Source organism: Paenibacillus sp. FSL W8-0426, assembly GCF_037969725.1.
In the GTDB taxonomy this organism is placed as follows: Bacteria; Bacillota; Bacilli; order Paenibacillales; family Paenibacillaceae; genus Paenibacillus; species Paenibacillus hubeiensis.
The window spans coordinates 5,268,503-5,294,637 of record NZ_CP150203.1 but is presented as its reverse complement, the minus strand read 5'-3'; the positions used below and the strand labels follow the sequence as shown (position 1 = coordinate 5,294,637).

19 protein-coding genes are annotated in these 26,135 nt (G+C 53.5%); 17 read left to right on the top strand and 2 right to left on the bottom strand.

The annotated features are described in order from the left end of the window. The first annotated feature begins 232 nt into the window (after positions 1 to 232). The 11 genes from MKY59_RS23945 to MKY59_RS23895 all read left to right on the top strand — a co-directional run bounded on the left by MKY59_RS23945 (position 233) and on the right by MKY59_RS23895 (position 13,603). Positions 233 to 868, top strand: a complete 636-nt coding sequence (locus MKY59_RS23945) for a chromate transporter (protein WP_339274138.1) — start codon at positions 233 to 235, stop codon at positions 866 to 868. A 10-nt stretch (positions 869 to 878) separates the two neighbouring features. Further along, positions 879 to 1,412 carry a chromate transporter gene (locus tag MKY59_RS23940; protein ID WP_339274136.1) on the top strand — a complete coding sequence of 178 codons (534 nt, stop codon included), beginning with the start codon at positions 879 to 881 and terminating at the stop codon, positions 1,410 to 1,412. 125 nt (positions 1,413 to 1,537) lie between these two features. Continuing rightward, complete coding sequence (locus MKY59_RS23935) at positions 1,538 to 3,250, top strand: spore germination protein (protein WP_339274134.1); 1,713 nt, start codon at positions 1,538 to 1,540, stop codon at positions 3,248 to 3,250. 20 nt (positions 3,251 to 3,270) lie between these two features. Next, a complete protein-coding gene (locus tag MKY59_RS23930) occupies positions 3,271 to 4,368 on the top strand; it encodes a GerAB/ArcD/ProY family transporter (protein WP_339274132.1) in 1,098 nt (365 codons plus the stop codon). Further along, positions 4,365 to 5,558, top strand: a complete 1,194-nt coding sequence (locus MKY59_RS23925) for a Ger(x)C family spore germination protein (protein WP_339274130.1) — start codon at positions 4,365 to 4,367, stop codon at positions 5,556 to 5,558. Before MKY59_RS23930 ends, MKY59_RS23925 begins: the two co-directional genes overlap by 4 nt. A 332-nt stretch (positions 5,559 to 5,890) precedes the next feature. Next, positions 5,891 to 6,712, top strand: coding sequence for a purine-nucleoside phosphorylase (locus MKY59_RS23920; protein WP_339274128.1), 822 nt, complete (start codon positions 5,891 to 5,893; stop codon positions 6,710 to 6,712). A gap of 49 nt (positions 6,713 to 6,761) precedes the next feature. Continuing rightward, positions 6,762 to 7,289 carry an SMI1/KNR4 family protein gene (locus MKY59_RS23915; protein WP_339274126.1) on the top strand — a complete coding sequence of 176 codons (528 nt, stop codon included), beginning with the start codon at positions 6,762 to 6,764 and terminating at the stop codon, positions 7,287 to 7,289. Further along, positions 7,286 to 8,419 (top strand): TerD family protein, encoded by a 1,134-nt coding sequence (locus MKY59_RS23910; protein ID WP_339274124.1) that lies wholly within the window; start codon positions 7,286 to 7,288, stop codon positions 8,417 to 8,419. Before MKY59_RS23915 ends, MKY59_RS23910 begins: the two co-directional genes overlap by 4 nt. A 225-nt stretch (positions 8,420 to 8,644) precedes the next feature. After that, the gene (locus MKY59_RS23905; protein ID WP_339274122.1) at positions 8,645 to 10,252 is read left to right on the top strand and encodes a glycoside hydrolase family 43 protein; all 1,608 of its coding nucleotides are present in this window, start codon (positions 8,645 to 8,647) and stop codon (positions 10,250 to 10,252) included. Between the two features lie 83 nt (positions 10,253 to 10,335). Further along, positions 10,336 to 11,481 (top strand): glycoside hydrolase family 88 protein, encoded by a 1,146-nt coding sequence (locus MKY59_RS23900; RefSeq protein ID WP_339274120.1) that lies wholly within the window; start codon positions 10,336 to 10,338, stop codon positions 11,479 to 11,481. Positions 11,482 to 11,581: 100 nt separating this feature from the next. Further along, positions 11,582 to 13,603 (top strand): GDSL-type esterase/lipase family protein, encoded by a 2,022-nt coding sequence (locus MKY59_RS23895; RefSeq protein ID WP_339278466.1) that lies wholly within the window; start codon positions 11,582 to 11,584, stop codon positions 13,601 to 13,603. 486 nt (positions 13,604 to 14,089) lie between these two features. On the opposite strand, the gene MKY59_RS23890 is transcribed toward MKY59_RS23895, so the two are convergent. Beyond that, positions 14,090 to 15,493, bottom strand: coding sequence for a RidA family protein (locus MKY59_RS23890; RefSeq protein ID WP_339274118.1), 1,404 nt, complete (start codon positions 15,491 to 15,493; stop codon positions 14,090 to 14,092). Positions 15,494 to 15,836: 343 nt separating this feature from the next. On the opposite strand from MKY59_RS23890, the gene MKY59_RS23885 reads away from it, so the two are divergent. The 3 genes from MKY59_RS23885 (at position 15,837) to MKY59_RS23875 (ending at position 20,715) form a co-directional block, all read left to right on the top strand. Beyond that, positions 15,837 to 17,855: a methyl-accepting chemotaxis protein gene (locus MKY59_RS23885; RefSeq protein ID WP_236415611.1), complete on the top strand. Its 2,019-nt coding sequence runs from the start codon at positions 15,837 to 15,839 to the stop codon at positions 17,853 to 17,855. 278 nt (positions 17,856 to 18,133) lie between these two features. Continuing rightward, positions 18,134 to 19,366 (top strand): MFS transporter, encoded by a 1,233-nt coding sequence (locus tag MKY59_RS23880; protein ID WP_339274116.1) that lies wholly within the window; start codon positions 18,134 to 18,136, stop codon positions 19,364 to 19,366. 26 nt (positions 19,367 to 19,392) lie between these two features. Continuing rightward, positions 19,393 to 20,715 (top strand): LLM class flavin-dependent oxidoreductase, encoded by a 1,323-nt coding sequence (locus tag MKY59_RS23875; protein WP_339274114.1) that lies wholly within the window; start codon positions 19,393 to 19,395, stop codon positions 20,713 to 20,715. 176 nt (positions 20,716 to 20,891) lie between these two features. Here the strand turns inward: MKY59_RS23875 and MKY59_RS23870 are convergent, their stop codons facing one another. After that, positions 20,892 to 21,926: a LacI family DNA-binding transcriptional regulator gene (locus MKY59_RS23870; protein WP_339274112.1), complete on the bottom strand. Its 1,035-nt coding sequence runs from the start codon at positions 21,924 to 21,926 to the stop codon at positions 20,892 to 20,894. Positions 21,927 to 22,380: 454 nt separating this feature from the next. Here MKY59_RS23870 and MKY59_RS23865 point away from each other — a divergent pair, with 454 nt between their 5' ends. From MKY59_RS23865 to MKY59_RS23855, 3 genes are all read left to right on the top strand, one after another. Beyond that, a complete protein-coding gene (locus tag MKY59_RS23865) occupies positions 22,381 to 23,679 on the top strand; it encodes a maltose ABC transporter substrate-binding protein (RefSeq protein WP_339274110.1) in 1,299 nt (432 codons plus the stop codon). Between the two features lie 150 nt (positions 23,680 to 23,829). Further along, positions 23,830 to 25,185 (top strand): sugar ABC transporter permease, encoded by a 1,356-nt coding sequence (locus tag MKY59_RS23860; RefSeq protein ID WP_236415617.1) that lies wholly within the window; start codon positions 23,830 to 23,832, stop codon positions 25,183 to 25,185. Next, on the top strand, positions 25,182 to 26,018 hold the full coding sequence (locus MKY59_RS23855; protein ID WP_236415619.1) for a sugar ABC transporter permease: 837 nt from the start codon (positions 25,182 to 25,184) through the stop codon (positions 26,016 to 26,018). The genes MKY59_RS23860 and MKY59_RS23855 overlap by 4 nt, the downstream gene beginning before the upstream one ends. The last annotated feature ends 117 nt before the right edge of the window (positions 26,019 to 26,135 follow it).

The window sequence follows — 26,135 nt, the reverse complement described above, 5'->3', positions numbered from 1 at the left end:
ATAGATAAATTCAGTATAACGGAAGAAAGTTACGTTTTCCAGCTAATGTTATAGGAATAATTGAGTTAATTCTATTGTGGAATTAAGTTGGTGGAATTATGTGGTATTTTTTAGGTTGTGAAAGGGAGGATAACTTTTAGGCTAATATTTTTTGATGACTTTATTCCAAAATGGAATAAACATGCTATAATGAAGTATAAGAGTTATTGAACATGAAACGGGAAGGTGTTATATGAACACACAACGCAAAATTAACCTTAACCTCCTTGTCCAGTTGTGTGCCGTGTTTCTGAAGCTGGGTCCCTCTACCTTTGGGGGCGGTTATGCCATGATTGCTGCGATCGAGCGCGAGGTCGTCGAGAAAAAGAAATGGTTGGATCGCTCCGAGATGGCAGACATGATATCGGTGGCCGGTTCGGCACCGGGCGGCGTCGCCGTCAATTCAGCCGCGTTTGTCGGTTATAGAATGGCAGGAGTGATTGGCGCCATAGGTGCCGTTGCGGCGATTACGCTGCCTACGTTTATCATCGTATTTGTCCTCAGCCTGCTTGGTATGATGTTCCAGGACGTTCCCAAAGTACAGGCGGCTTTAAAAGGAATCCATGCAGCCATAGTGGCGCTGATCATCGTGGCTGCATTCAAGATGGGCAAACGGTCGATCATGGATGCCGCGACTTTGCTGCTGACCGCCGCAAGCGTATCCGTGCTGCTGTTCACCCAGGTTCATTCGCTGTACCTGATTATCGGTGGTCCGATCATCGGCGTGCTTGTTGTGCTTGTCAAACGTGCACTCGGCATGGCGGCACAAACGGAGAAGGAGGACAACGAGAACAAGCAGGAGCCTCATTTTCCCGAATATTACATCTGAAGGTGATTACATGCTGTGGGAATTATTTTGGTTGTTTTTAAAAGTGGGCTCCCTCTCGTTCGGCGGAGGATATGCGGTAATTACCCTTATTCAGCGGGAAGTGATGGATAAGGGGTGGATCGAACCGGAACGGTTCCAAGAACTCGTTTCCTTGGCCGGCATGGCCCCAGGCTCGATTGCCACCAATACGGCCACGCTGATCGGATATTCCGAGAGCGGTATCCCGGGAGCGATCGTATCCACGATCGGCATTATTTTGCCGTCGCTTGCCATCGTTATTTGTTTCACTGCATTTTTCCTGCGTTTGCAGAACAATACGTGGGTCCGCTCCTCTTTTTATGGCCTTAGGCCGATCGTGACCGGACTCATCATTTACGCGGCCATTCACTTCAGCATTGGCGGCAATACCGGATCGCTGCTCGACTGGACGACGCTGGGGATGCTCGTCATCTGTGCAGGCTGCCTGCTTGCGATCATCAAGTACAAGCTGCATCCGTTCGTCGTCATTTTGCTTGCGGCAGCGGGCGGGATCGTTATATTTTAAATCGGAAAGAACAAAAGTCATTTGGGGCATGAGACCCAAATGACTTTTGTTCTTTTTTTGCATGATTTATTATCTTTTGGAAACTCTACAACCTATATGGAGGTTTTGGAAACGGGGGATGGACCATGTGGCAAACGATCATGCATCATATGCCGAAATGGAACATGATAGCGGAAGCAGTATGGCTGACATTGTTTCCTTTGCTCATATGGCAGGTCTTTCAACAGATCCAGGCCTGGGACGGAAGGCACAGCAGGCGCAAACAGAGGATGGAAGAGGTACAAAAACAGCCTTCCGCTTACCCCGATGCGGACCGGCAGGACACCGAAACGGGGGATGGGGAAGCTGGCGAAGAAGGGCTGTCTTTTACGATGGATCATCTGCTGAATCTGGGCAAGTTCAGGGCTTCAGCCAGAGACATGCAGGACATCAACGAAAAAACAATCTATTTGCAAAATTTGAACGTGAAAGCGGTTCTGTTTTTCATTGACGGTCTGACCGATAAGTCCGGTTTGGACGAAAATGTGATCAAACCACTGCTGGATTGGGGCAGCGCGCCATTGGATTCGGAACGGTTCGCAGCAGATCGGACGCTGGAGGATTTTCTGATGCAGCAATTGCTGCCGATCGCAGAAATCGAGTGGGTTGCGGATGTCAAGCAGGCGCTCCGCAAAGTTTTGTTCGGATCGGTGATGCTGCTGGTGGATGGTGCTCCCGGCGGGATTGTGCTTGGCATTTCCGGGGGAAAAAGCCGCTCGGTTGAAGAACCCGTCTCCGAATCGGTCCTTCGCGGTCCACGCCTCGGTTTTACGGAGGTGCTGAGCGACAACACGGCGATGCTTCGCAGGCATGGCGAGAGCGCCAGCCTCTCGATGATATCCTACAAGGTGGGGACCCGGGTTGAAAAAGAACTGATGGTCGTCTATTTCAAGGATATTGCCAACCCCGGGCTTGTGGAAGAAGTGAAGCGGCGCGTCGGCACCATCGAGGTGGATGAAGTGATGGAAGCAGGTTACGTGGAGCAGCTGATCGAGGACAACTTTCTGAGTCCCTTCGCGCAAATCCAAAGTACCGAGCGTCCTGACAGGGTGATGGGGGCTTTGTTGGAAGGCAGGGTAGCCATTTTGCTCGACGGCTCCCCATATGCATTGCTAATGCCCGTAACTTACGGCATGATGCTGCAGTCTCCCGAAGACTATTATGAGCGGTGGCTGCCCAGTTCCCTGATTCGAATCCTTCGCTTTGTAGCCACGTTAATCTCGTTGTTCGCTCCGGCAGTTTACATTTCCTTCATTTCGTTTCATCCCGGCCTTATTCCGACGAAGCTGGTCGTTTCCATTATCGGCACCAGGCAGGGCGTTCCCTTCTCCACATTGATTGAAGCGATGATCATGGAAGTAGCGATCGAAATGCTGCGGGAAGCAGGCTTGCGATTGCCCAAACCGATTGGTCCGGCGATGGGGATCGTCGGCGGTTTGATTATCGGGCAAGCTGCGGTCAATGCTGGCATCGTCAGCCCCATTCTGGTCATTGTCGTGGCGGTGACGGCCATTTCGTCGTTTGCCACGCCGATGTACAGCGCAGGCATCTCCATGCGCTTGCTGCGGTTTCCGATCATGTTCAGCGCCGCGATCTTTGGGCTCTATGGCGTTATTATGTCTTTTCTGTTTTTGACGATCCATATGCTGAAGCTCAAAAGCTTTGGCATTCCCTACGTGACGATGGCGGTACCCCAGTCTCTTAAAGACTGGAAGGATTATTTAATCCGCGCGCCGCTGCAATTCATGAAAAGCCGGCCGAACGTATTGAAAACGAAAGATCCGAAACGCAGCGATTAACTCAGGAAGGGGGTGCAGCGATGTCAGCCGGGTTGCCTCAATCCAACCAGCTAACGACGTTACAAGCCATGGGTGTGATTGTTTGTTTCATCATTGGCGCGGAGCTGCTGATCTTGCCGAGGGAGTTGGCCGAGGCAGTCGGCACGCCCGATGCCTGGATGACGGTGGCTGTCGGAGGAACATACAGCTTTGTTAACGCATGGATCATCATCAAGCTGAGCCAGCGTTTTCCGGAAATGACCTTTTACGAATACGTGCAGGAAATTGCCGGTTCTTTCGTGGGCAAGTGCATCGGATTGATCTTGATTCTGTATTACATCAATGTGGCCAGTTTCGAACTGCGATCCATGGAAGAAGTCACTTCGTTCTTTCTGCTGGAAGGAACGCCAGGCTGGGCCATCTTGGCTTTGTTTATATGGACATCCCTGTACCTGTGTATGGAGGGAATAACCACGATCGGGAAAGTGTGTCAAGTGATCTTTCCGATCATCGCTTTCGTCATGATTCTGATTTTTTCGCTGGGTTTTCATATTTTCGATGTGGACAATCTTCGACCGGTGCTCGCCAAAGGGTTCATGCCTGTCCTGCATGGCATGGGATCGACCACGCTGACCTTCAGCGGGAGCGAATGTCTGTTGTTCATATTGTGCCGAATGCAAAACCCAAAGAGAGCGACGCTGATTGCCGGCTGGGGCATCGGGTTGGCTGTCGTATTTTATACGACGGCGGTGATCATTTGTATCGGCGCATTTTCGATTGATGGCGTCCTGACGCGGACCTGGCCTTTTTTTGATCTCGCGCGGAGCGTGGAGGTGGAGAACCTGTTGCTGGAACGCTTCGAATCCCTGTTGTTGTCCATCTGGATCATCCAGATTTTCGCCACGTTCACGATTGTGTTCTACTGTGCGGCTCTGGGGCTGTCCCAGATCACGAAAATGCCGTACAAATGGAGTCTGTATGTGATCGTGCCCTTCATCTGTGTGTTGTCCCAACTGCCTCAAAACATGAATGAAGTATTTGCTGTGGGAGCTTTTATTGGAAAAGCCAATTTGATCCTCTTTTCGAGTTTTCCGATCATCCTGCTCCTGCTTTCCGTTTGGAGGTCGAAACTGTCATGAAAAAAGCACGTCTCGGCATGCTGCTGATCAGCGCGCTCACAGGATGCATCCTGCTTGCGGGGTGCTGGAGCAGTTCACCGATTGAGGAGCGCAATCTCGAGGCCGGGATTGCGCTGGACTGGATTTCCCCGGACGAGAACGGCGCATCGTCAGCAGTGGGGAAGGAGAGCAATGACTCCAAACAATACATCCGGCGAACCGTGCAGTTTGTTTTGCCTGAGAAGGGGGATAATTCCGGTGCCGCTTCGCCGGGAAAAACGTTCTACAACGAACAGGAGACGGGAAATTCCAACATGGAAATGACCAGGGAAAGTTATCTCAGCAACCAGTCTCCGGCAGGCTTTCATCTGAAAACGATTGTCATCGGTTCGAAACTGCTGGAGCAGGTACCCATGAATGAGCTCTTGGACTTCTATCTGGCGGATAACGATATTCGATTGAGCTTGCTGCTTTTTACGAGCACGGGAACGGCCAGCGATGCGTTTAAAGAAACGCATTCCGGACAGACGCCGGCCTTCATGCTTAAGGACCTGTTCAACAACCGATCCCGCAGCGCCCGTATGGTCAAACCGGTTTCGCTCGCCAAAGTCATCGGTCCCTTGAAGTCGGGTTCAAGCTTCATCTTGCCCAATGTCATCGTCACGAAACAAGGTGTCAAGCTGTCCGGTGCGGGCATAATCCGTGGTAAAACGCGGGAATACGGCGGTCATTTAAGCGAAATCGATGTGGAGGGGCTGCAGTGGATCACCGGCGATCTGGCCGGAGGCATCGTGAGAGTCGCGGAGCCGGGTTCACAGCGAAATTTCACCTACGAAATCAAGTCTGCCAAAAGCGAAATCAAAGCCAACGTTCGGGGAGACGAGCTTTCGTTTCATGTCACGTTAACGTCGACCGGTCGAATCTCGGAAAGTTTTGTGCACAAAGAGAATAAGGGGAACAATGCATTGCTCGCCAAACAAGCCGATATCGTGGAGGAGCGGGTGATCGCGCTGGCACAGCAGGCCGTTGCCAAAATGAAATCGCTGCGGGCGGAAGCAGCCGGCTTCGGCAAAACCGTACGGATTCAGCATCCCGCCCTGTGGGAACAGCTCAAGGACGACTGGGACCGAGAGTTTGTTGCGATTCCCGTTACGTTTAGCGCGAAGGTTCATATTGAAGATTACGGGGCTTCGATCATGACGGTGAATTAAAGCCGAAGGACGGATCAGCTTCGTTTACATTCGTTTGTACGGAATATATGAATGCCGACTCTCGACAGAGAGTCTTTTTTTTTGTGTACAGTGGGGACAAGATGAGGCTTACTCCATTGGCATGCAGTTTCACGAGAATGTGGGCGAAGCTCCGGATTTCGACGCACTGTCATCTCGTATTTCGAGCTGCTCCAGTCGTAAGGGGCCGAGCGGCCTTTGTCTTTGCCTTTTAGGTCAGCCTTTCGTTTGCATCGGATGGTTCGGTAGCTTACACTGGATCATGCAGTGCTGTTTCGCCTACTCTAATTCCATACATTCGGGAGGACATATCCATGCATCAAACATCACATATTCATGAAGCGCGAGATTACATATTGGGCAAAATCGGCGCAAGCCGACCTGTTGTCGGCATGATTTTGGGCTCAGGCCTTGGGGCGCTGGCGGACGAGATCGAAAATGCAACGGTGATTCCGTATGCAAGCATTCCGCATTTTGCGCAATCCGAAGCCGTTGGCCATGCGAACGAACTCGTGATCGGTGAGCTGCAGGGCAAAACGGTTGTTGCGATGAAAGGGCGCCTTCACTATTATGAAGGATTTACGCTGGATGAAGTGACGTTCCCGGTTCGCATCATGAAGGCGCTGGGCGTGGAAAAGCTGATCGTTACCAACGCTTGCGGCGCGGTGAACACCGGCTTTGCGCCAGGTCAACTGATGCTGCTTACGGACCATATCAATTTGGTGGCCAACAATCCGCTCATCGGCCCGAACAATGATGAGCTTGGCGTTCGATTCCCCGACATGTCCGAGGTGTACAGCAGTGAACTGCGCCATCTGGCATTGCGGGTCGCCGAGGAACAAAATATCAGCCTGCAGCAAGGCGTGTATGCGTGGTGGACAGGACCAGCCTACGAAACGCCGGCCGAGATTCGCATGATTCGCACGCTGGGCGCGGATGCCGTCGGCATGTCCACCGTTCCGGAAGCAATCGTGGCGACCCATGGTGGCATGAAAGTGCTTGGCATTTCCTGCCTGACCAACATGGCGTGCGGCATTTTGGACCAGCCGCTGAGCCACGATGAGGTCATCGAAGTGGCTGCGCAGGTGAAAACGACGTTTATCGGTTTGGTCAAAGGCGTTTTAAAAGAAATGTAATCTGCTCCGGCAGCATGCCGGGAATCTTACGGGGAGAGGATGAAGCCGAATGGTCAGCAAAGCAGAAACGTTGTGGCAGCGCATATTTGCGAAAGGAGCAAACGAGCGTCCGGATTTCAGGGAGGCGTTGGGTTTGCAGCAGGGTGCAAGCGAAGAGGAGTTTCGCGATGTCGAGACCGGACTCGGCTTCTCCCTGCCTGAAGAAATGAAGGACCTTTATCGCGTGCACAATGGACAGGTACGGGAGATCGGGACGGAGTGTTTCGTCCGCAACCTGACCCTGTCCCCGCTCGCGGAGGTGCTGGAGAATTGGCGTTTCCTGCAGGAGGAGTTCGAACCGGATGAAATGGAAGCGGAGGCCGATGCCGAAATCAAACCGATGGCTTGGAATCCGAAATGGATTCCGATTGCCAGCAACGGCGGCGGGGATTACTTGTGTCTTGACATGGACCCGTCAGAACGTGGGCAGACGGGACAGGTGCTTTACTTTTGGCATGATTGGGGCAGGCGTGCGGTGGAGGCATCCGGATTGTTTGCATTTTTGGAATTGTGTCTGGAAGAGGAGGAGCGTTTATGATTGTGCAAAAAGGACAAAAAGTGGAACTTACTAAAGGCAGGATATTTCCTGAATTGGCGATTGGGCTTACGTGGCATACGTCGGGACCATCCATCGATATCAACGCTTCAGCGTTTCTTCTTAATCATGAAGGGAGATGCACGAGAGACGATGATATGATTTTCTATAACCAACAATCGGGCAGGCAAGGAGCCGTTAGGCATAGTTTCGGTGGAGACGGGCAGATGGAACGCATTCATATTTCGTTTGGCAAAATCCCGCCCGACATCGATAAAATCGGAATCACGCTGACGATCCATGAAGGAGAAATCAACGGAAAAAATTTTTCCATGGTCCGGGACGCCTCATGCCTGATTTATGATCCTTCCAATGGCGAACAAATCGCTACATTTCATTTCGGAGACGGATTGAATCTGGAAACGGCCATCGTTGTGGGCGAACTGTACATTCATAACGGGGACTGGAAATTCAATGCCGTCGGGAGCGGGTTTCATGGCGGACTTGCCGCACTCGTCACCAATTACGGCCTTGCACTGGAGGATGCCGCCGAAGAAGCTGCTGCCGCAATAGAAGAACCGCCCATGCCATTGAAGCTGGACCTTAAAAAGCAAGAAAGCATCAACATTAAGAAGTCTGAAAAAGTTACCGCCACGTTAGAATGGAAAAAAGACAAGGATCTGGATCTCTATTGCTTCTATGTGACGAAGGACAACGAGATCGGAAAAATTTATTATCGCAACCTGGGATCCGCTCTTGAACAACCCTACATACAGTTATACGGGGATGCATTATCCCATGGCAAAGAAACCATCGTCATCCATCGCCCCGAGGCATTGAAATACATTCTGTTTGCGGCATACAGCGCGCTCAGCAACGGGATTGGAAGTTTCAAATCCATGAAGGTCCGAGCAGTGGTCGACAATCATCAGGGGCAAGTTGTGACCACGCCGCTGCACCAGAAAAGCCATCTTTCATATTGGGTAGCGATTGCTCACATCGATTTTACCGATTCTAAGCAAATGCGCGTCTCACACGTAGAGCAATACTCTCGCAAAAACGTTGAACGCAGTCCGTTATTGTATGCTGATGGTACCTTTGCGATGGATGTCGGTCCGGAAGAGTTTAAGTAAGCTGACAATAATGGAGAACCACGTTAGCATCCATTTTTGCAACGATAAGAAATCATCCGTAAATGCAGGATGGTTTCTTTTTTTGGGATTCAGGGTGGGCCGGGGCATCCCTCATAAGAGCAAAAAAGATGAAGAAAAGGCGAAATGCACATGGAACGATTAAAAAAACGACCTCTCAATCCACTATAATGGGCGTGTTTCCATACGACGAACTGGAGGAGAGTTATGTTGAGAACGTTTCAAAACCCGGTACTGCCCGGATTTTATCCCGACCCGTCGGCCATTCGCGTAGGCGATGACTATTATCTGGTGACATCCAGTTTCGAATATTTTCCGGGCGTGCCGCTGTTCCACAGCAAGGATCTGGTTCACTGGCGGCAGCTTGGGCATGTGCTCGACCGCGCCTCCCAGCTCAATCTGGACGGCATCCTGCCTTCGCGAGGCATCTGGGCTCCCACGATCCGGTATCATGATGGCGTATTTTACATGATCACGACTTATGTCGACAACGACAAAAAAGAACATAACTTTTACGTCACAACCAGGGACCCGGCCGGCGACTGGTCGGACCCCATTTGGCTGGAGGACGCACCGGGCATCGATCCCTCACTCTTCTTCGATGAGGACGGCCGTGCATATTATACGGGCAATCGCGTCCCGCCGGAAGGGCAGGACCATCCCAAACATATGGATATTTGGCTGCAGGAAATTGACCTGAAACAAGGACGGCTGATCGGCGAAAAAGAAAGCATCTGGCAAGGCGCGCTCAAAGTCGCGCATGCTCAGGAAGGGCCGCACTTGTACCGCATCGGGGATTGGTACTATCTCTTGATCGCTGAAGGCGGAACAGGGCATACGCACGCGGTAACGATTGCCCGCAGCCGCAGCGTGCGCGGTCCATATGAAGGCCACAAGGCTAACCCGATCCTGACCCATCGGCATCTCGGCCGGGAGTATCCCATCGTCAACGTGGGCCATGGCGAATTGGTCCAGACGCAGCATGGCGATTGGTGGATGTTCTGTCTTGCTTCCCGAACGGCGGGTGGATATTACCGCAATCTGGGCCGGGAAACGTTTCTGGCTCCGGTAGTGTGGGAACAGGAATGGCCTGTCGTCAGCCCGGGTGCGGGCAGGCTGGAACTGGAGGTTCAGGCGCCGGATTTGCCGGAAACGGTCTGGCCCGCCGATCCCGTCCGGGATGAGTTCGATGGAAGCGGTCTTTCCCTGGTCTGGAACTTCCTCCGTACGCCGCGCGGCGACTTTTGGAGCCTTGCCGAACGTCCCGGTTATCTGCGGTTGAGGCTGAAGCCAGAAACGCTTTCCGGACAGGGCAATCCGGCCTTCGTCGGACGCCGCCAGCAGCATCTGAGCTTCAGGGCAGCCGTGCAGTTGGAGTTTAAGCCCGGGCATGAAGGCGAAACGGCGGGGCTAGCGCTGTTTCATAACGGGGACCATCATTTTCGATGCGAGATCGCCTTGGAGCGGGGCGAGCGTGTACTGCGCCTGATGGAGCGCCAAGGCGGACGGGAGAGACGGCTGGCTGCGGCAGCATGGGCAGCCGATCGCATCCAACTGAAGGTAGAAGCGCATCATCAGGATTACCGTTTCGACTATCGCGAGCATGACTCGGCGGAATGGACGCCTTTGTGCGAACACGCAGACGGCAGGCTGCTCAGCACGGACCGGGCCGGGGGATTTACCGGCACGTACATCGGCCTGTATGCTTGCACGCAGCCGGGCACAGACTCGACCGGAAACGAGGCATTGGAGAGCGCTGGAAGGGATGATGCATTCGCTGACTTCGGCTGGTTCGAATACGAGGGGCTGGATTAGCATCCGCGAGCATTACCCGGTCGAACAATGCTCACGCGTTGGACCCGCAGGGGAAGGAGAACTAATGACAGGAGGAACACGGAATGGATCACGTGAAAACAGCACAGGCAAGCCGCGCACAAACCATTGCAGAAATGATTCTGGGACAGTGTAATGATCGGGGAGAACATGAATATATATTGAAACGATGGGCTTATGTGCCCGGCATGCTGCTCATGGCCATGGGACGTGCAGGCGAGCAGCTTGGAGCGGCCGAATATGTTCGCTTTGTAAAAAGGCATATGGACGCTTTTGTAAACGAGGATGGATCGATTCGCACGTATTCGTTGGAAGAGTACAATCTCGATCAGATCAATCAGGGCAAAAACCTGTTTCCGCTCCTCCGGCAGACGGGGGACGAACGTTATGCGAAGGCTGCCCATTTGCTGGCAAATCAGTTGATCAGTCAGCCCCGGACGTCGGAAGGCGGCTTCTGGCACAAAAAAGTGTATCCCTTTCAAATGTGGCTGGACGGCTTATACATGGCATCCCCGTTTCTGGCGGAATATGCGAAGGTATTTGCCCGTCCCGAGCTGATGGATGAGGTTGCTCACCAGCTTGAGCTGATCGAGCGCAAAAACCGCGATCCCCGGACCGGCCTGCTTTACCATGGATGGGACGAATCGCGGGAACAGGAGTGGGCCGATTCGTTGACCGGCCTGTCGTCGCACTTCTGGAGCCGGGCCATGGGATGGTATGCGATGGCGCTCGTGGACAGCCTGGAGCATTTCCCGGTCACTCATCCGCGGCGCGGCACGCTGGTAGGCATCTTCCACCGCATGTGCCATGCCTTGCTGCGCGTCCAGGACGAAGCCACGGGGCTGTGGTACCAGGTGCTGGATGAAGCGAAGCGCCCTGGCAACTATGTGGAAGCCTCGGGTTCCTGCATGTTCGTCTATGCACTAGCCAAAGGCATCAGGCTGGGGTATTTGGAGAAGTCTTTTGCCGCAGGCATGCTGCGCGGTTATGAAGGCATTGGAACACATCTGGTGTCAGAGGACGAACAAGGACTGCACTTGCATTCGATCTGCAATGGGGCCGGGTTAAGCAAGGATCGCAACGGCTCCTATGATTATTACATTTCGGAACAGGTCGTTGCCGATACACCGATGGGCGTAGCTCCCTATCTGCTGGCATCGTTGGAGGTGGAACGATACGGTTCCGCAAACGCCGGCTCTGTGTCCGGATAAGCACGGTGCGGACTGAAATAATGGATGGCTGGACGATGGAATAAGGGAAAGCAGGCAATGCAATCCATCATGGCATGAACGGATAGGGGGGATCGATGTGATGGTCAAAAGCATGCAGTTCAACTTCACGGCTTTGCCAAAAAAGGGGTATCGGTCCGTTGTGCAGGAAGAGCAGGGCGTCGTCCCGCGTTATGACGACGCCGCCGGATATGGTTTCGTGGAAAGAACCTGCGCCCAGCCGCCACGAGAGGTTCATATTGAACAGATCGTGCCGGTTCAAGAGGGGTGCGTCATCCTCGAGGAACGATTTGCGGATCGAAACGAATCCACGGAGAAGGATTTCAACCATTACGGCATGTGTTTCCGGGTCAAGGCCGAGCCTGGCGCATATCGGATACAGGTACGTACCACGTCCGGGCTTGGCGACACGATGATCGCGATCTCGGGCATGCATGCGGATGGCTTGCTGAATGCGGATTATTGGGATGCGGCACGGCTTGTACCCAATAGGACACGCGTTTTTCAGGACGAGCGGTTATGGAGTTACGACTATGTGAACGGACGCGAGTTTATCGACGTTGAAATCGAACCTCGCCGGTTGGGCTGTCCTGTAGGCATCGCCGAGCTGGTGCTGACGCCCATACCGGTCTACCCGCGCCCTGAAAGCAAGCTGCCTGCACTGTTTACGCTCGGGGACTCCACCGTGAAATCCTATATTTTCATGGAAGCGCCGATGAGCGGCTGGGGGCAGGTGTTCGATGATTTGTTCGACCCGAGGCAGGTGCGGGTGATCAACTATGCCATGGGCGGACGGTCCTTCAAAAGCGCTTATACGGAAGGGCGCTTCAACGATATTTTGCTGACGGGAAATGCAGGGGACGTCGTGTTGATCCAGTTCGGGCACAACGACGAATCGCGTGACGAGAACCACCGCTTTGGCAGAGGCGCGACGGAAGAAATGTACCGCACGTATATTCGCGAGGTGTACATTCCGGCGATCCGGTCCAGGCAGATGATCCCGATGCTGGTCACGCCAATGTCCCGGGTGGATGGGAATGCCGCGCCCGGGCATGTCTACGCGGACTCTTTCCGCGAGCGGCAATTTCCGAAGATCATGCGTGAACTGGCCGAACAGTTGAACGTGCCGCTGATCGATTTGAACCGGGAGAGCGTGCGGTACTATAACGAGATCGGTGTCGAAGGCACAACCGCCGTCTTCATGTCGATCGAAGCAGGGGAGACGCCGGGCAAAACCAATGACGGCAGTCTTGCGAACGGTCATCCGGCGCGCAAGATCGATGGCACGCATTTCAAAGAAAGCCTCTCCAAGTCGTTTGCCCGCATCGTGGCAATGTGTCTTGCGCGGCTTGCGGAGCAGGGGCAGCCTGATGCTGCCCGGGTTGCTTCGTGGCTGAAGCCGGAGGTGCAGGCAGCGATTCGGAATCAGGATTGGTCGGCCGTATATCCCGAGATGGCTGTCGGCGCCATGACAGGACGCGGGGCGTATTACCGGAATCAGATTGAGAAGCTGGTCCAGCTGGGCGTTATGAAGCTGGATGAACGATCCTGCTTTCACCCGGAAGCGTTGATGAAGTTTGGCGAATTTCGACATGCATTGTCCCGGTTATTGGATCTGGCCCCAGACGTATTAGGTCGGGACGTGCAGGCGGAAGGGACATTGTCCAGAGAGACCATGGGCTGCATGCTGTTGGATGCCTTTGAGGCAAAATTCGGTGCGAAGGTGCTCCCGGCTTACATGACCGACTATAACGGGGAAGCAGTTCCCCCGGACCAACCGGACTATGATGCTCATTTGGCGCCCGACGAACGAGGAATCATGTATTATCCGCTTGTGTCCTTTGAACAGCTGCAGGATACGGACGAGATCGACCCGGCTCTCTACGATCGGGTGAGGAAGGCGTACATGCTGGGATTGTTGCGCTCAGAGAAAGACATTGAACGGGGAAGAGTCTGGAACGGCCGGGAACTGGAACCCAAAGCAGGGGTCACCCGGGAGAAAGCGGCCAAATCGTTATACTATATGTGGGTGCTTTCCCAGCCGATAAATATCGAAAACGACCTTTCCCGGCTGAAGACCAAGTCGGCGCATTGGGTCGGTTAAGGCTCCTCCAGTACTGTCAAAAGGGTTTCCGTGCGTTCAAGGTTGAATGCGGGAGCCCTTTTTGGTGTTGGGCGCTTACATAGATGGATACATTCATCCAAAGTTGAGGTTAGGGCGGAAAACGGATAATGCAACGAACCTAGGACGCGCTATTCAGGTAGTTTTGGCACTCAAGCCGCTCTAATGAACCTGAAACACGTTATTTCCTGGAAATGGTGCATAATCGCCCATTTTCCGGTCAAATAACGTGTCTGAGTTTCGTTAGAATTCCAACCGCTCTCCAAAACATCATATAAGGTATGGGAGGTTCGTTACAGCATGCGGCATGTGGTGGGGGCTAAGCCGCAGTTTCCGTGGATTCCAGGCAAGTCCAGCGAACGGGCTGACCCTTCAAAAGTTGATAGAATGGAGCGGCTTCGACTGGATCTCTCGGATTCGTGGCAGCAAAAAGGAGCTCCCGCAAGGGAGCCGCCATGTTGTGCGTATTTATTTTTTCGGCGCGTAGAACGTGCCTTCCACCTCGACGATGTCGTCCTGGTTCAGACGATCCACTTCGATAATGGTCCGCGGAGGATAAGGTCCGTCGCCCCACAGTTCTTCCTGGATTTGATTGACGATTGGACGATACCGGTACATGTCTGTGACGTACACGACGATCCGGGTAGCATCCCGCAGCGTGGCGCCTTCGGATTCGGCGATCAGCTTCATGTTGAGAAACGCTTGGCGAATGCGGCCTTCTTCGTCGGACACGAGATTGTTGGCGGCCGGATCGATGCCGCGCATGCCTGCCACATAAATGGTATCCCCTGCACGCGTTCCAAGATCCCATGTACCTGTAGTCTGGATGGCGCCTTGAGGAGCAAGGGTTTTGACGCCATTAGGCGACACGTTTGTTCCGTTCGCGGACGGCCCCTTCTGAGCTGCCTTCGATGTTTTCTCCGGCGCGTAGAATGTGCCTTCCACCTCAACGATGTCGTCCTGGTTCAAGCGGTCTACCTCGATGATCGTGCGCGGAGGATAGGGTCCGTCGCCCCACAGTTCTTCCTGAATCCGGTTCACGATCGGGCGATATCGATACATGTCGGTCACGTACACCACGAGACGGGTTGCATCCTGCAGCGTGGCGCCCTCGGATTCGGCAATCAGCTTCATGTTGAGAAACGCTTGGCGAATACGCCCTTCCTCGTCCGACACGAGCTTGTTGGTGGCCGGATCGATGCCGCGCATGCCTGCCACGTAAATGTTGTCGCCGGCCCGCGTTCCGAGATTCCACGTCCCCGTGGATTGGATCGCGCCTTGAGGAGCAAGGGTTTTGACACCGTTAGGCGACACGTTCGTGCCGTTCGCGGACGGTCCCTTCTGAGCTGCTTTCGATGTTTTCTCCGGCGCATAGAATGTGCCCTCTACCTCGACGATATCATCCTGGTTCAAGCGGTCCACTTCCACGATCGTACGCGGGGGGTACGGACCCTTGCCCCAAAGTTCTTCCTGGATCTGATTCACGATGGGCCGATACCGGTACATATCCGTCACATACACTACGAGGCGAGTCGCGTCCTGCAGCGTGGCGCCCTCGGATTCGGCAATCAGCTTCATGTTGAGAAACGCCTGTCGAATGCGGCCTTCTTCGTCAGCGACTAGCTTGTTGGTCGTGGGGTCAATGCCGCGCATGCCTGCCACGTAAACATAGTCTCCCGCGCGCGTTCCTACATCCCATGTGCCCGTGGACTGAATGGCGCCTTCCGGCGATAAGGTTTCCACGCCATGAGGCGAGACGATGGTCACTTTCGAAGCGAATGCGGGAACTCCGAATGCGGTGATGCCAATTTGCAATGCAAGCATGCCTGCGGTCAAACGCCGTACGGCTCTTCCTGTTTGTTTATTTGTCATCTCCAACTACCCTTCCTATGTAGGCATATTAAAATATTTCTCGACTACTATATCACAAGTACACATCCTGTCAATTGATTTATTGGGTATTTCATCCTAAATTATTGGATGATAATGTATCTTTTGCGCAACTAAAAGACTACTATGCTAGCAAGTTTGAATAAAAATTTGCTGATATGCTCAAATTCCCAACAAGGAAAATGTCGAAATTTATAATTTTCATTAAATCAAAGGACTTTTAGCCTAAAGTTATCGGCCTGTCCTGCCGAAATATATAAAACTGCCACTTTCTATGCATGACGATTATGGGTAGAACTATGATGCCGAAGAAAGGATAGGATTCATGAAGAAGCAAAAGACAAAACGCAGCAAGCCTGTCGTTCAACCTGGCGTCCCCAAAACCGGAAGGAAGTTTACGATCCGGGCACGCCTCACCTTGGCCTTTCTGGTGATTCTCGTCGTTCCGACAGCCGGTTTGGGATGGTTGTCGTATCTGACCGCCAAGGAAGACATCACGGAACAGTTTCTCAAAAATACGCGTCAATCGGTAGAAACCGTGAATACGCAAGTGGAAACACTGATCAACACTAGCCTGGAGGATCTGAAATACCTCTCGCAAACGGTGAACAAGGGCATGGTCGACGGTGACGAAAGTCCGCTGCTTCGTCAAATTTTGGACCCAATCAAAGCGGTGAAATCCGAGTACGACCATGTGCAATTTGCGACAACGGAAGGAAAGCTGCTCAACTCGCCGCAGCAGACCTTTGCGGAAGATTTCGATCCGAGGGAACGGGCGTGGTATACGCTGGCCATGGAGAATAAAGGGCAGACGCTCGTCAACAATCCGATTATTAGCCAGGACGGCAAAGTGATCGTTGTGCCTTCCATGGCCACCGCCGACGACTCCGGCGTAGTCAGCATCGTGCTTAGCCTGACCAATCTTGCCGAGCAAATCAACAAAATCAAAGTTGGCGAGACAGGTTATGTCTCCGTATTGGACAAAGATAACAAGTACATAACCCATCCGACGATTGAAATAGGTTCCGAAGATACCGAAAGCTACGTAGAGCAAATGAAAGTGGAACCGTCAGGGAATGTCGAGTATTCGTCAGACGGAACGGACAAAATTGCCGTGTACGCGACCAATGAGGCAACCGGGTGGAAAATCGTGGGTGTCATCGACGTGGAAGAAATTTCGGCAGCAAGCCGCGGAATATTGTATACCACGTTGGTGATCATTGCCGTCTCCATCGTGGGCGGAGCGCTGGTGGCCGCCTGGATCATTCGCTCCATCGACGCGCCGTTGAAACGGCTGATGGCGGCAACGAACAATATTGCCGCGGGTGACCTGACCAACGAGGTGAAGATCACTTCGAAGGACGAACTCGGCGAGTTGTCCGGCGCCGTGAATCAAATGTCCGCCAATTTGAGAAGTCTGGTGTCGCAGGTCGGATTCAATGCCGAGCAGGTGGCGGCAACCTCCGAGGAATTGTCCGCAAGCTCCGAGCAGACGCGGACAACTGCCGAGTATATCTCGGAAGCGGTGCAGCAGATCGCCGACGGTTCGGACCGGTTGGTGAACAACTCGGCCGCGTTTAATCAGGCGACCGAAGACATTTCCAAAGGCATGAACCAGGCATCGAGTTCCATCCAGTATGTTACGCAGCTGACCCAGTCCGCGAACGAAAAGGCGCAGGAAGGCGCCGAAGTCGTGAATCATGCGGTGGCCCAAATGAACACGATCCACGACAAAGTGAATCAAACGGCCGATGTCGTTCACAAGCTTGGACAGAAGACGGATGAAATCGGCGAAATCATCGGTTTGATCACCCAGATTTCCAGCCAAACGAATCTGCTCGCCCTCAATGCGGCCATCGAGGCCGCCCGTGCAGGGGAGCATGGCCGGGGATTTGCGGTCGTTGCTGACGAGGTCAGAAAGCTGGCCGAGCAATCTACGCGCTCCGCAGAGCAGATTCGCAAACTGGTGCAGGAAGTGCGTCAGGAAACCGGAAACGCGGTAGCCTCGATGAATGAAGGGACGGAAGTGGTCCGCGAGGGCATTTCATTGGTTTCCCGCACGGGAGAAGCCTTCGGCGTCATTGCCGATTCCATCGATCAGGCGGCGTCCGAAACGATCGAGGTTTCCGCGATCGTGGAGCAGGTGCACGCCAGCGCGCAGAGCATGGTTGAAATGGCCCAAAACGTGGCCGTTATTGCCGAGCAGTCGGCGGGGAACACGCAAAGCGTCGCAGCATCGACGGAACAGCAGAGCGCATCGATGGTCGAGGTGTCCGCGTCTGCGGACAGTCTGAGCAAAATGGCGCAGGAGCTTCAAGAACTGATCGGCAAATTCAAGGTATAGAAAGCAAGTTTCTGGGACGTCACCTTAGAATACGGTATTACATTGGGTGAAAAGAAGGAGAGAGCAGCGTATGACAGCGCGGCTCTCCTTTTTTTATGTCTGGAGGTGTGCTGGGCATACCCCATAAGCCCGATTCGCGGATGCGGCAAAAACATGCCGCTATTCAATTATTAAATACGCCGATCGAACTTTTCTATTACACATGCCGCAAGTATTCCGTTAACATGATATATAACCTAGTTACCTGATAGGAATTTAAACCTATGGAGAAGCATGCCATGCCGCATTGGAAGCGAAACCTGTACACCTTATGGCTGGGCCTGTTTCTCAACTACATGGCGTATACGCTCTCTGTGCCCTTTTTTCCGTTGTTTCTGCAAAATGAGCTTGGCGTTCAGTCGGGACTTGAAGTCTGGTCGGGGATATCGATTTCCATCAGCTTTCTGATCAGCGGCTTGTGCGCGCCGTTCTGGGGATCGCTGGCGGACAGGCACGGCAGCAAGCTGATGCTGCTTCGCTCCGGCGCAGGCTTGGCTGCGGCCCATTTGGCCAATGCCTTTGTCCACGGCCCGTATTCCTTTCTGGCCGTGCGCATATTTCAGGGGTTGATGGCCGGTTTCCATCCAGCTTCCGTCACGCTGGTTGGCACCAATACGCCGGAAAAGCATGTCGGTTACGCGATGGGCGTGATATCGACTTCCACGGCGGCAGGGGGCATTCTGGGACCCCTTGCCGGCGGCGTGATCAGCCAATGGGTCGGGCTGCGGGGCTGTTTTGTCGCTTCGGGCATCCTTACGCTGGTGTCTGCAATGATCGTCATGGGGGTTCGCGAAAACCAAGCGAAACGGGTGAGCGTCCGCACAGGCTGGATCGCCGATTTGAAGACTGCTGCCGCCACGCCGGGCTTGATGCGCACTTATGGCTTGATCCTGCTTGTATCCACCTCGGTCATGGTGCTGGAGCCCTTGCTTACGTTATATGTCGTCTCCATTGGAGGAAATCCGGATACGGCGACGCTTAGCGCAGGGATCGTATTCTCCGCAGTCGGCGTGGCCACGGTCATTATGGGCCCTCGCTGGGGCAGGCTCGGCGGCAGGCTTGGATACGATAAAACGTTGATGATCGGATTGGTTGGCGGCGGGATTGGCAATTTGCTGCAGGTACTCGCATTCAACCTGTATGTGTTCGGGGGAGTCCGCTTCGCTTACGGCCTTTTCTTTGCTGCTGTTTATCCAACGCTGAACGCGATGGTTGTGCGGCATGCAGCCCTTGAATTTCGGGGTAGAGCGGTAAGCTTGAGCCAATCCGCCAACCAGTTCGGCATTGTGCTTGGTCCGCTGGTCGGAGGTTTTATTGGCGGCTCGGCCGGCATTCCCGTCGTATTCCTGTTGACAGGCATCGCCCTGTTGGCTGCGGCGTGGATGGTGCGAAAGAGCGCGGTTACCCCACAGAAGCTGGAGCAGGACAATTCAGGCACTGTCGCCGGGGCAGGGCACAGCAGCAACCACTAATTCATCCATTCGGGGAGGAATACACGATGAGCAAACGACAATTGAAACTGGGAGCCAATCTGAGCGGGGGCGGCAACAGCATCTCTTTCTGGCGGCATCCGGACATTCCGGTCAATGCCAGCGTCAGCATCGAATACTACAAACAGCAGGCGCGCAAGGCGGAGGAAGGCAAATTCGACCTGTTGTTTATCGCGGACGGTTTATATATCAACGAAAAATCCAACCCCCATTTCCTCAACCGTTTCGAGCCGATTACGCTGTTATCCACGCTGGCTGGCGCGACGTCGCACATCGGTCTTGTGGCTACGTTGTCGACCTCGTATAGCGAACCGTTCACCGTTGCAAGGCAGTTCGCTTCGTTGGATCAGATTAGCGGCGGACGGGCGGGATGGAACGTCGTTACTTCTCCGCTCGAAGGCTCGGCCCTGAATTTCGGCAATGGCGAGCATCCCGATCATTCGCTGCGCTACGAAATTGCCGAGGAACATTTGCAAGTCGTCAGAGGACTGTGGGATTCGTGGGAGGATGATGCCTTCATAGGCGACAAGGAGGCCGGCATTTTCTTCGATCCGTCCAAGCTGCATGCGCTGAATCATCGCGGAAAGCATTTTTCCGTGCAGGGTCCGCTCAACGTGGCCCGTTCCTCCCAAGGACACCCGGTCATCTTCCAAGCCGGTTCCTCGGAATCGGGCAAAAATCTTGCAGCCCGGTCGGCAGATGCGATCTATACCGCTCACGAAACTTTGGAAGAAGCCAGAGAATTCTACCGGGACGTAAAAGCGAGAGCGGCAGCCCATGGACGCAAACCGGAGGAACTGCTCATTTTCCCAGGCATCGGTCCGATCGTGGGGCGTACCGAAGAAGAAGCCGAGCGCAAATATCAAGAAATCGCCGCTCTCGTATCCATCGACCAAGCGCTGAATTACTTGGGGCGCTACTTCGAGCATTTCGATTTTTCGCAATATGCGCTGGATGAGCCGTTCCCGGACATCGGCGATTTGGGCAGCAACAGCTTCCGCAGCACGACGGACAAAATCAAGCAGCAGGCCCGCGAGCAAGGCTTGACCTTAAGGGAAGTGGCATTGCTGGCATCCACGCCGCGCACTTCCTTTATCGGCACGCCGGAGAAGATCGCGGACCTGATACAGGAATGGTTCGAGTCGGAAGCGGCGGATGGATTCAACATCCGGACAGTCGTGCCGAACGGCCTGGCGGATTTCGTAGATTTGGTGGTGCCCGTTTTGCAAGAACGCGGTTTGTTCCGCACGGCATATGAGCAAACGACGCTGCGGGGCAATCTGGGCCTTGAAATTCCGTCCAACCGTTACGCATTGGAGTCGGTAAAGTAGAATCATAGATCAGCATCAGCAGGCAAAAAAGGCTGAACGTCAGACCACGTCTTCCCAGGGCGTGGTTTTTTCGTTTCATCCTGCAGCAAGCATGGATAAGCCCATCACCCCGGAACCGGGGTGATGGGGGGAGAATCCGTTTTCAGGATTTTGGACAAACGTTTGCGCGGACATGCTTAAATCTGTCTTGGCAAGGTATAAAGTGAAGATTCCCGGACCATCAAGCGATGGGGGATGATAATCGGGTTCGGCGAGATTGCGCCTTCGTCGCCTTGGATGATCTTCAACAGCAATTGAACGGCGGAATAGCCAAGCTGATAGGTGCCGATATCGATGGAGCTCAGCGGCGGTGAAGCCAATTCGGACAGGGCGATATTGTTGAAGCTGACGACGCTGATGTCCTCAGGTACGCGATATCCCAACTCATCCAATGCACGCAATACGCCAAAAGCCACATGATCGTCGATGACCACGATCGCCGTCGGTCTGTTTGGCAGTGACATAAATAGCGACATGGCCCGGAATCCGCTGTCCTGCAAATATTCTCCTTCCAGAATCCAATCGGAATGGGTCGGCAGCTGCGCATCTTCCATCGCTTTGGCATATCCCGTCATGCGATCATGAGAAAGGGTGAACTCCGGCGGTCCGCTGACGAACCCGATGCGGGCATGTCCCTGCGCAATCAAATGGCTGGTCGCGTCATAAGCCGTTTGCACATTATCATTGTCCACCATGGGTGCATCAGGATGGGTTTCGCTGCGGCCGATCAGCACAAACGGAAAACGCTCCTCTTCCAGAAACGCAATATGCGGATCTTCCCGTCGCGACGAAAGCAGCATAATGCCATCGACTCTTCTTCCATAGACCAGGCGGGAGATGGCGTCAAGGCCGTTGCCCGAAGTCGACTCGGTAGATAGCAGCACTTCATAATTCATGCGGGTGGCATGGCTCATGATGCCTCGCAGCAATTCCCCAAAGAAGTAGTTCTGAAACAGCTCCTCCGCCGGCCGCGGCAGCATGATGCCTAACGTTTGCGTTGTTTTGGACACCAGGCTCTTTGCCATGATGTTGGGATGATAGTTGTGTTCTTTCATGATCTGCCGGACCTTGACCGAGGTTTCGCGACTGATCCGGGGATGATTCGAAATCACCCGGGATACTGTAGAAGGGGATACTCCCGCCATTTTGGCAATATCTTTGATTGTAATCATGTGAAAAATCCCTTCCCTACCGTCATATCAAAACATGCTCCTATGTTAATTCATGGTTTGGAAGAAATCAATCGGCAAGTATGCGGGACAATACTCCAGAGAGGAAAATGAAGGAAAATAAAGACAGATCAAGCAAAACGTCACTTTTTCAAGACAGATAACAAATTTTGGGGCAATTTCGTCTAAAATCATTTGTGCAAACGTTTGTGCAAGGGGAGAACCCTAGTGTATGATGTGTTTATTATTACAGCGCTTACATGGACGATTATTGGGTGTTAACGTCTGTTTCCTCCTTCTTGATGAATAAGCAAAGACGCTTGATTTGAATTTTGGGCAAACGTTTGTCCATGCGTAGCACGCAGTCTTTGCTGTGATTCGAAGCTTTGGCGACAAGAGCACGGCAGAGGGGGAAAGAGCGCAACAATAACGCTTTACCAATCAGGGGGAAGGGGAAATGAGAATGAAGAAATGGCAGGGGATTCTACTCGCGGCATTCACGTCGTTATCGCTGGTTGCTTGTTCGGCAGGCGGAGGCGGCGGAACGGCGGGAACAACGCCGGTCGCCGAAGAAAATACGGAAGGACCGGCCGTCACTCCAGACACGCTGCAACCGGAACCAGGGGCCACGTTGGTCATTTGGGAAGACAAAAACCAGAGCAGCTTCATTGCGGACAGAATCAAACAATTCGAGGAGAAATACGGCGTGCCGGTCAAATTCGAAGAATTGCCGCCGACGGACCAGGTGACAAAGCTTACGACGGACGGACCGGCCGGATTGGCCGCGGACGTTGTCGTCTTCCCGCACGACAAAATCGGAAGTGCCTCCGAAGCGGGCCTGATTTTGCCCAACGACGTATTTGAATCGAGAACGACGGAATCGACCAGCGAAAACGCTTTGAAGGCAGTAACGTTCAAGGACATTCTGTATGGATATCCGTACAGCGTGGAAACGTATGCCTTGTTCTATAACAAAGCGCTCTATCCGGAAGCGCCGAAATCGTTCGATGAAATCATCGACTTTGCCAAAACGTTCAACGATACCAAAAACAATAAATATGCACTCATGTGGGAGCTGCAGCAGTTTTACTACGACTTTGCGTTCCTGGCATCCCAAGGCGGATACATCTTCGGGGATGACGGCATGAACAGCGAGGATATCGGTTTGAACAACGAAGGCGCACAAAAGGGCGGGGAATTCCTGCAAAAGCTGAGAGCGGAGGTCCTGCCTGTCAAGCTCGGCGACGTGAATTACGATATCAAAAAAGGATTGTTCAGCAGCGGCAAGCTCGCGATGGATATCAATGGACCATGGACGATCGCCGACTATCGCAATGCAGGTATCGATTTCGGCGTTGCGCCCCTTCCGCAAATCGAGGGACAACCGATGACCTCGTTCTCCGGCGTCAAGGCGTATTACGTCAATGCATTCACGCAATACCCGAATGCATCGAAACTGCTTGCGGCATTCCTCTCCAGCGAGGAATCGCAGATGCTTAATTTCGAGATGAACGGAACCCTTCCGGCAGATAAAAACGTGGCGGCAGACCCCAAAGTTCAAGGGGACGACATTACCAAAGCGTTCCTGGAGCAATTCAACCATTCAACGCCGATGCCTTCGCTTCCGGCCATGGATAGCGTATGGGGACCGATCTCTTCCGCCATTACGGACATTTGGGACGGGGGCAAAGACGTGAAGTCATCGCTTGACAATGCCGTCAAACAGATTAACGAAAGCCTTGCTACCACGAAATAATCGCGTCCGGACCGTGTTCGTTACGATGGATTGCTGAACGTTCGACTTCGACTACGGCAGCAGTCCATGGTGGCAAGGTACGGCCGGCGGATAAAGACCAGCCTGTCCGCACTGCGGGCAGGCCACTCTAATGCCGGAAGGAGCATATCCATGAAGCAGCAGCATGTTCCGGTGAACGTAAAACCGGAAGGAGCGAGGCAGCACCGCGTGACCGCGGCCGTGCTGTCCGTTATTTTGCAGGGACTGGGGCAGTTGTACAACGGCCAGTGGATCAAAGGACTGATTTTGATCGCGCTGGAAGCCGTAGGGCTTGCCTACCTCATTCCCCGCCTGAACCATGCGGTCTGGGGCATCTGGACCTTGGGCGAGAATACGCAGCGGTTCGTGAAGGTCAATGGATCGACCGTTCTGCAGAAAGGGGATCACTCGATCTTTTTGCTGCTGGACGGCCTGATCGTACTGTTGGTTCTGTTCGTATTTCTACTTATATATACGCTTAACGTAAGGGATGCATATTTAACGGGAAAATGGAGGGAAGAAGGCAAACAGCCGCGATCCGCCATGAATTCTCTTCGAAGCGCGCTGGATACCCAGTTCCCGTATCTGTTCCTTGCCATTCCCGCTTTGGGTGTCCTGTTCTTCACGATCATGCCGATCTTGTTCACCATCACGCTGGCTTTCACCAACTACTCGGCTCCGGATCACATTCCTCCTGCCAAACTCGTCGATTGGGTCGGGTTCGGCACGTTCAGCGACCTGGTCCAGTTGAAATCCTGGAGCCAGACGTTTATGGGCGTATTGGGTTGGACGGTCGTTTGGGCCGTGCTGGCCACCGTCACGACGTATTTTGGCGGCGTGTTGGTTGCGCTGCTGATTGAGCAGCGCGGCATTCGTTTTAAGAAGCTGTGGCGTACAATCTTCATTCTTCCTTATGCCATCCCGCAGATTATTTCCTTGCTCTTGATGCGCAACCTGTTCAACGGACAGTTCGGTCCGATCAATACGTACATGAGAGCGTTCGGTTTGGAAGGGCTGCCTTGGCTGACCGATCCGTTCTGGGCCAAAGTGACGGTCATCGTCGTGAACATGTGGATCGGCATCCCCGTCAGCATGGTGCTCATTTTGGGTGTGCTTACCGCCATTCCTCGTGATTTGTACGAAGCCGCCGAAGTGGACGGGGCGAGCAGCTTTCAGAAATTCCGCATCATTACGATGCCGTTCATCCTGTTTGCCACAACGCCTGTGCTGATTATGCAGTTCGCGGGCAATTTCAACAACTTCAACGTCATCTACCTGCTCACGAACGGCAACCCGCTTCGCGGCGATTACCAGTATGCCGGGTCTACCGATTTGCTCGTGACATGGCTGTACAAACTGACGCTCGATAACAACAAGTTCAACATGGCGTCGGCGGTAGGTATCATCATTTTCCTTATTATTGCATCGTTCTCCATTTGGAACTTCCGCCGTTCGAAATCATTCAAGGAGGAGGACATGATCCAATGAAGAAACGAAACAATCCGCTGCGGCTGGTCCTCAGCTATGTCCTGCTGGTCATCATTGCCATCGTTTCGATCTATCCCGTGCTGTGGATCGTTCTCTCGTCCTTGCGCCCGGGCGCCGCGTTATTCAGTGAAAGCCTGTGGCCGGAAGCGTTCACGCTGGCGCATTATGGTGAACTGTTCACGACCCCTTCTTTCCTGTACGGCAGATGGTACATGAATACGCTCAAAATCGCGTTCTTTACGATGATTTTCTCGACGCTGCTCGTCACGCTGGGAATGTATGCATTGTCTCGCTTCCGCTTCCGCGGGCGCAAGACCATCCTGTCCACGATGCTGATTCTGGGCATGTTCCCGAGCTTCATGAGCATGATCGCCATCTACATCATCCTGCTGCAAATTCAGCTGCTGGATACGCACGCCGCGCTGATTCTGGTGTATTCGTCGGGTGCCGTGCTGGGCGGGTTCATCGTCAAAGGGTTCTTCGATACGATTCCGCGCAGCCTGGATGAAGCGGCACGGATCGATGGAGCGAGCCATCTGCGCGTCTTCGTCAGCATCATTCTGCCGCTGTCCCGTCCGATGTTGACCTACGTGGCGCTCACCAGCTTCACGGGGGCATGGATGGACTTTATTTTCGCCCGGCTGGTGCTGCGCACCAAAGAAAATTGGACGCTGGCCGTAGGCATGTGGGATCTGGTCAGCAGATATCAGGACAGCAACTTTACGATGTTCGCCGCCGGTGCGGTGCTGATTGCGATTCCGATCACGCTGCTCTTCGTGTTCCTGCAGCGCTTCCTGGTACAGGGGCTTACGACAGGAGCCTCCAAAGGATAAACATACAATCATCATCTCTTCAGGCGCTTTGAACGAAGGAACCGCACAATGTCCCCTTCTTTCGGAGCGCTTTTCATGCATGTCCTATTTACGGCTGGAATGATCGATACAATCGGG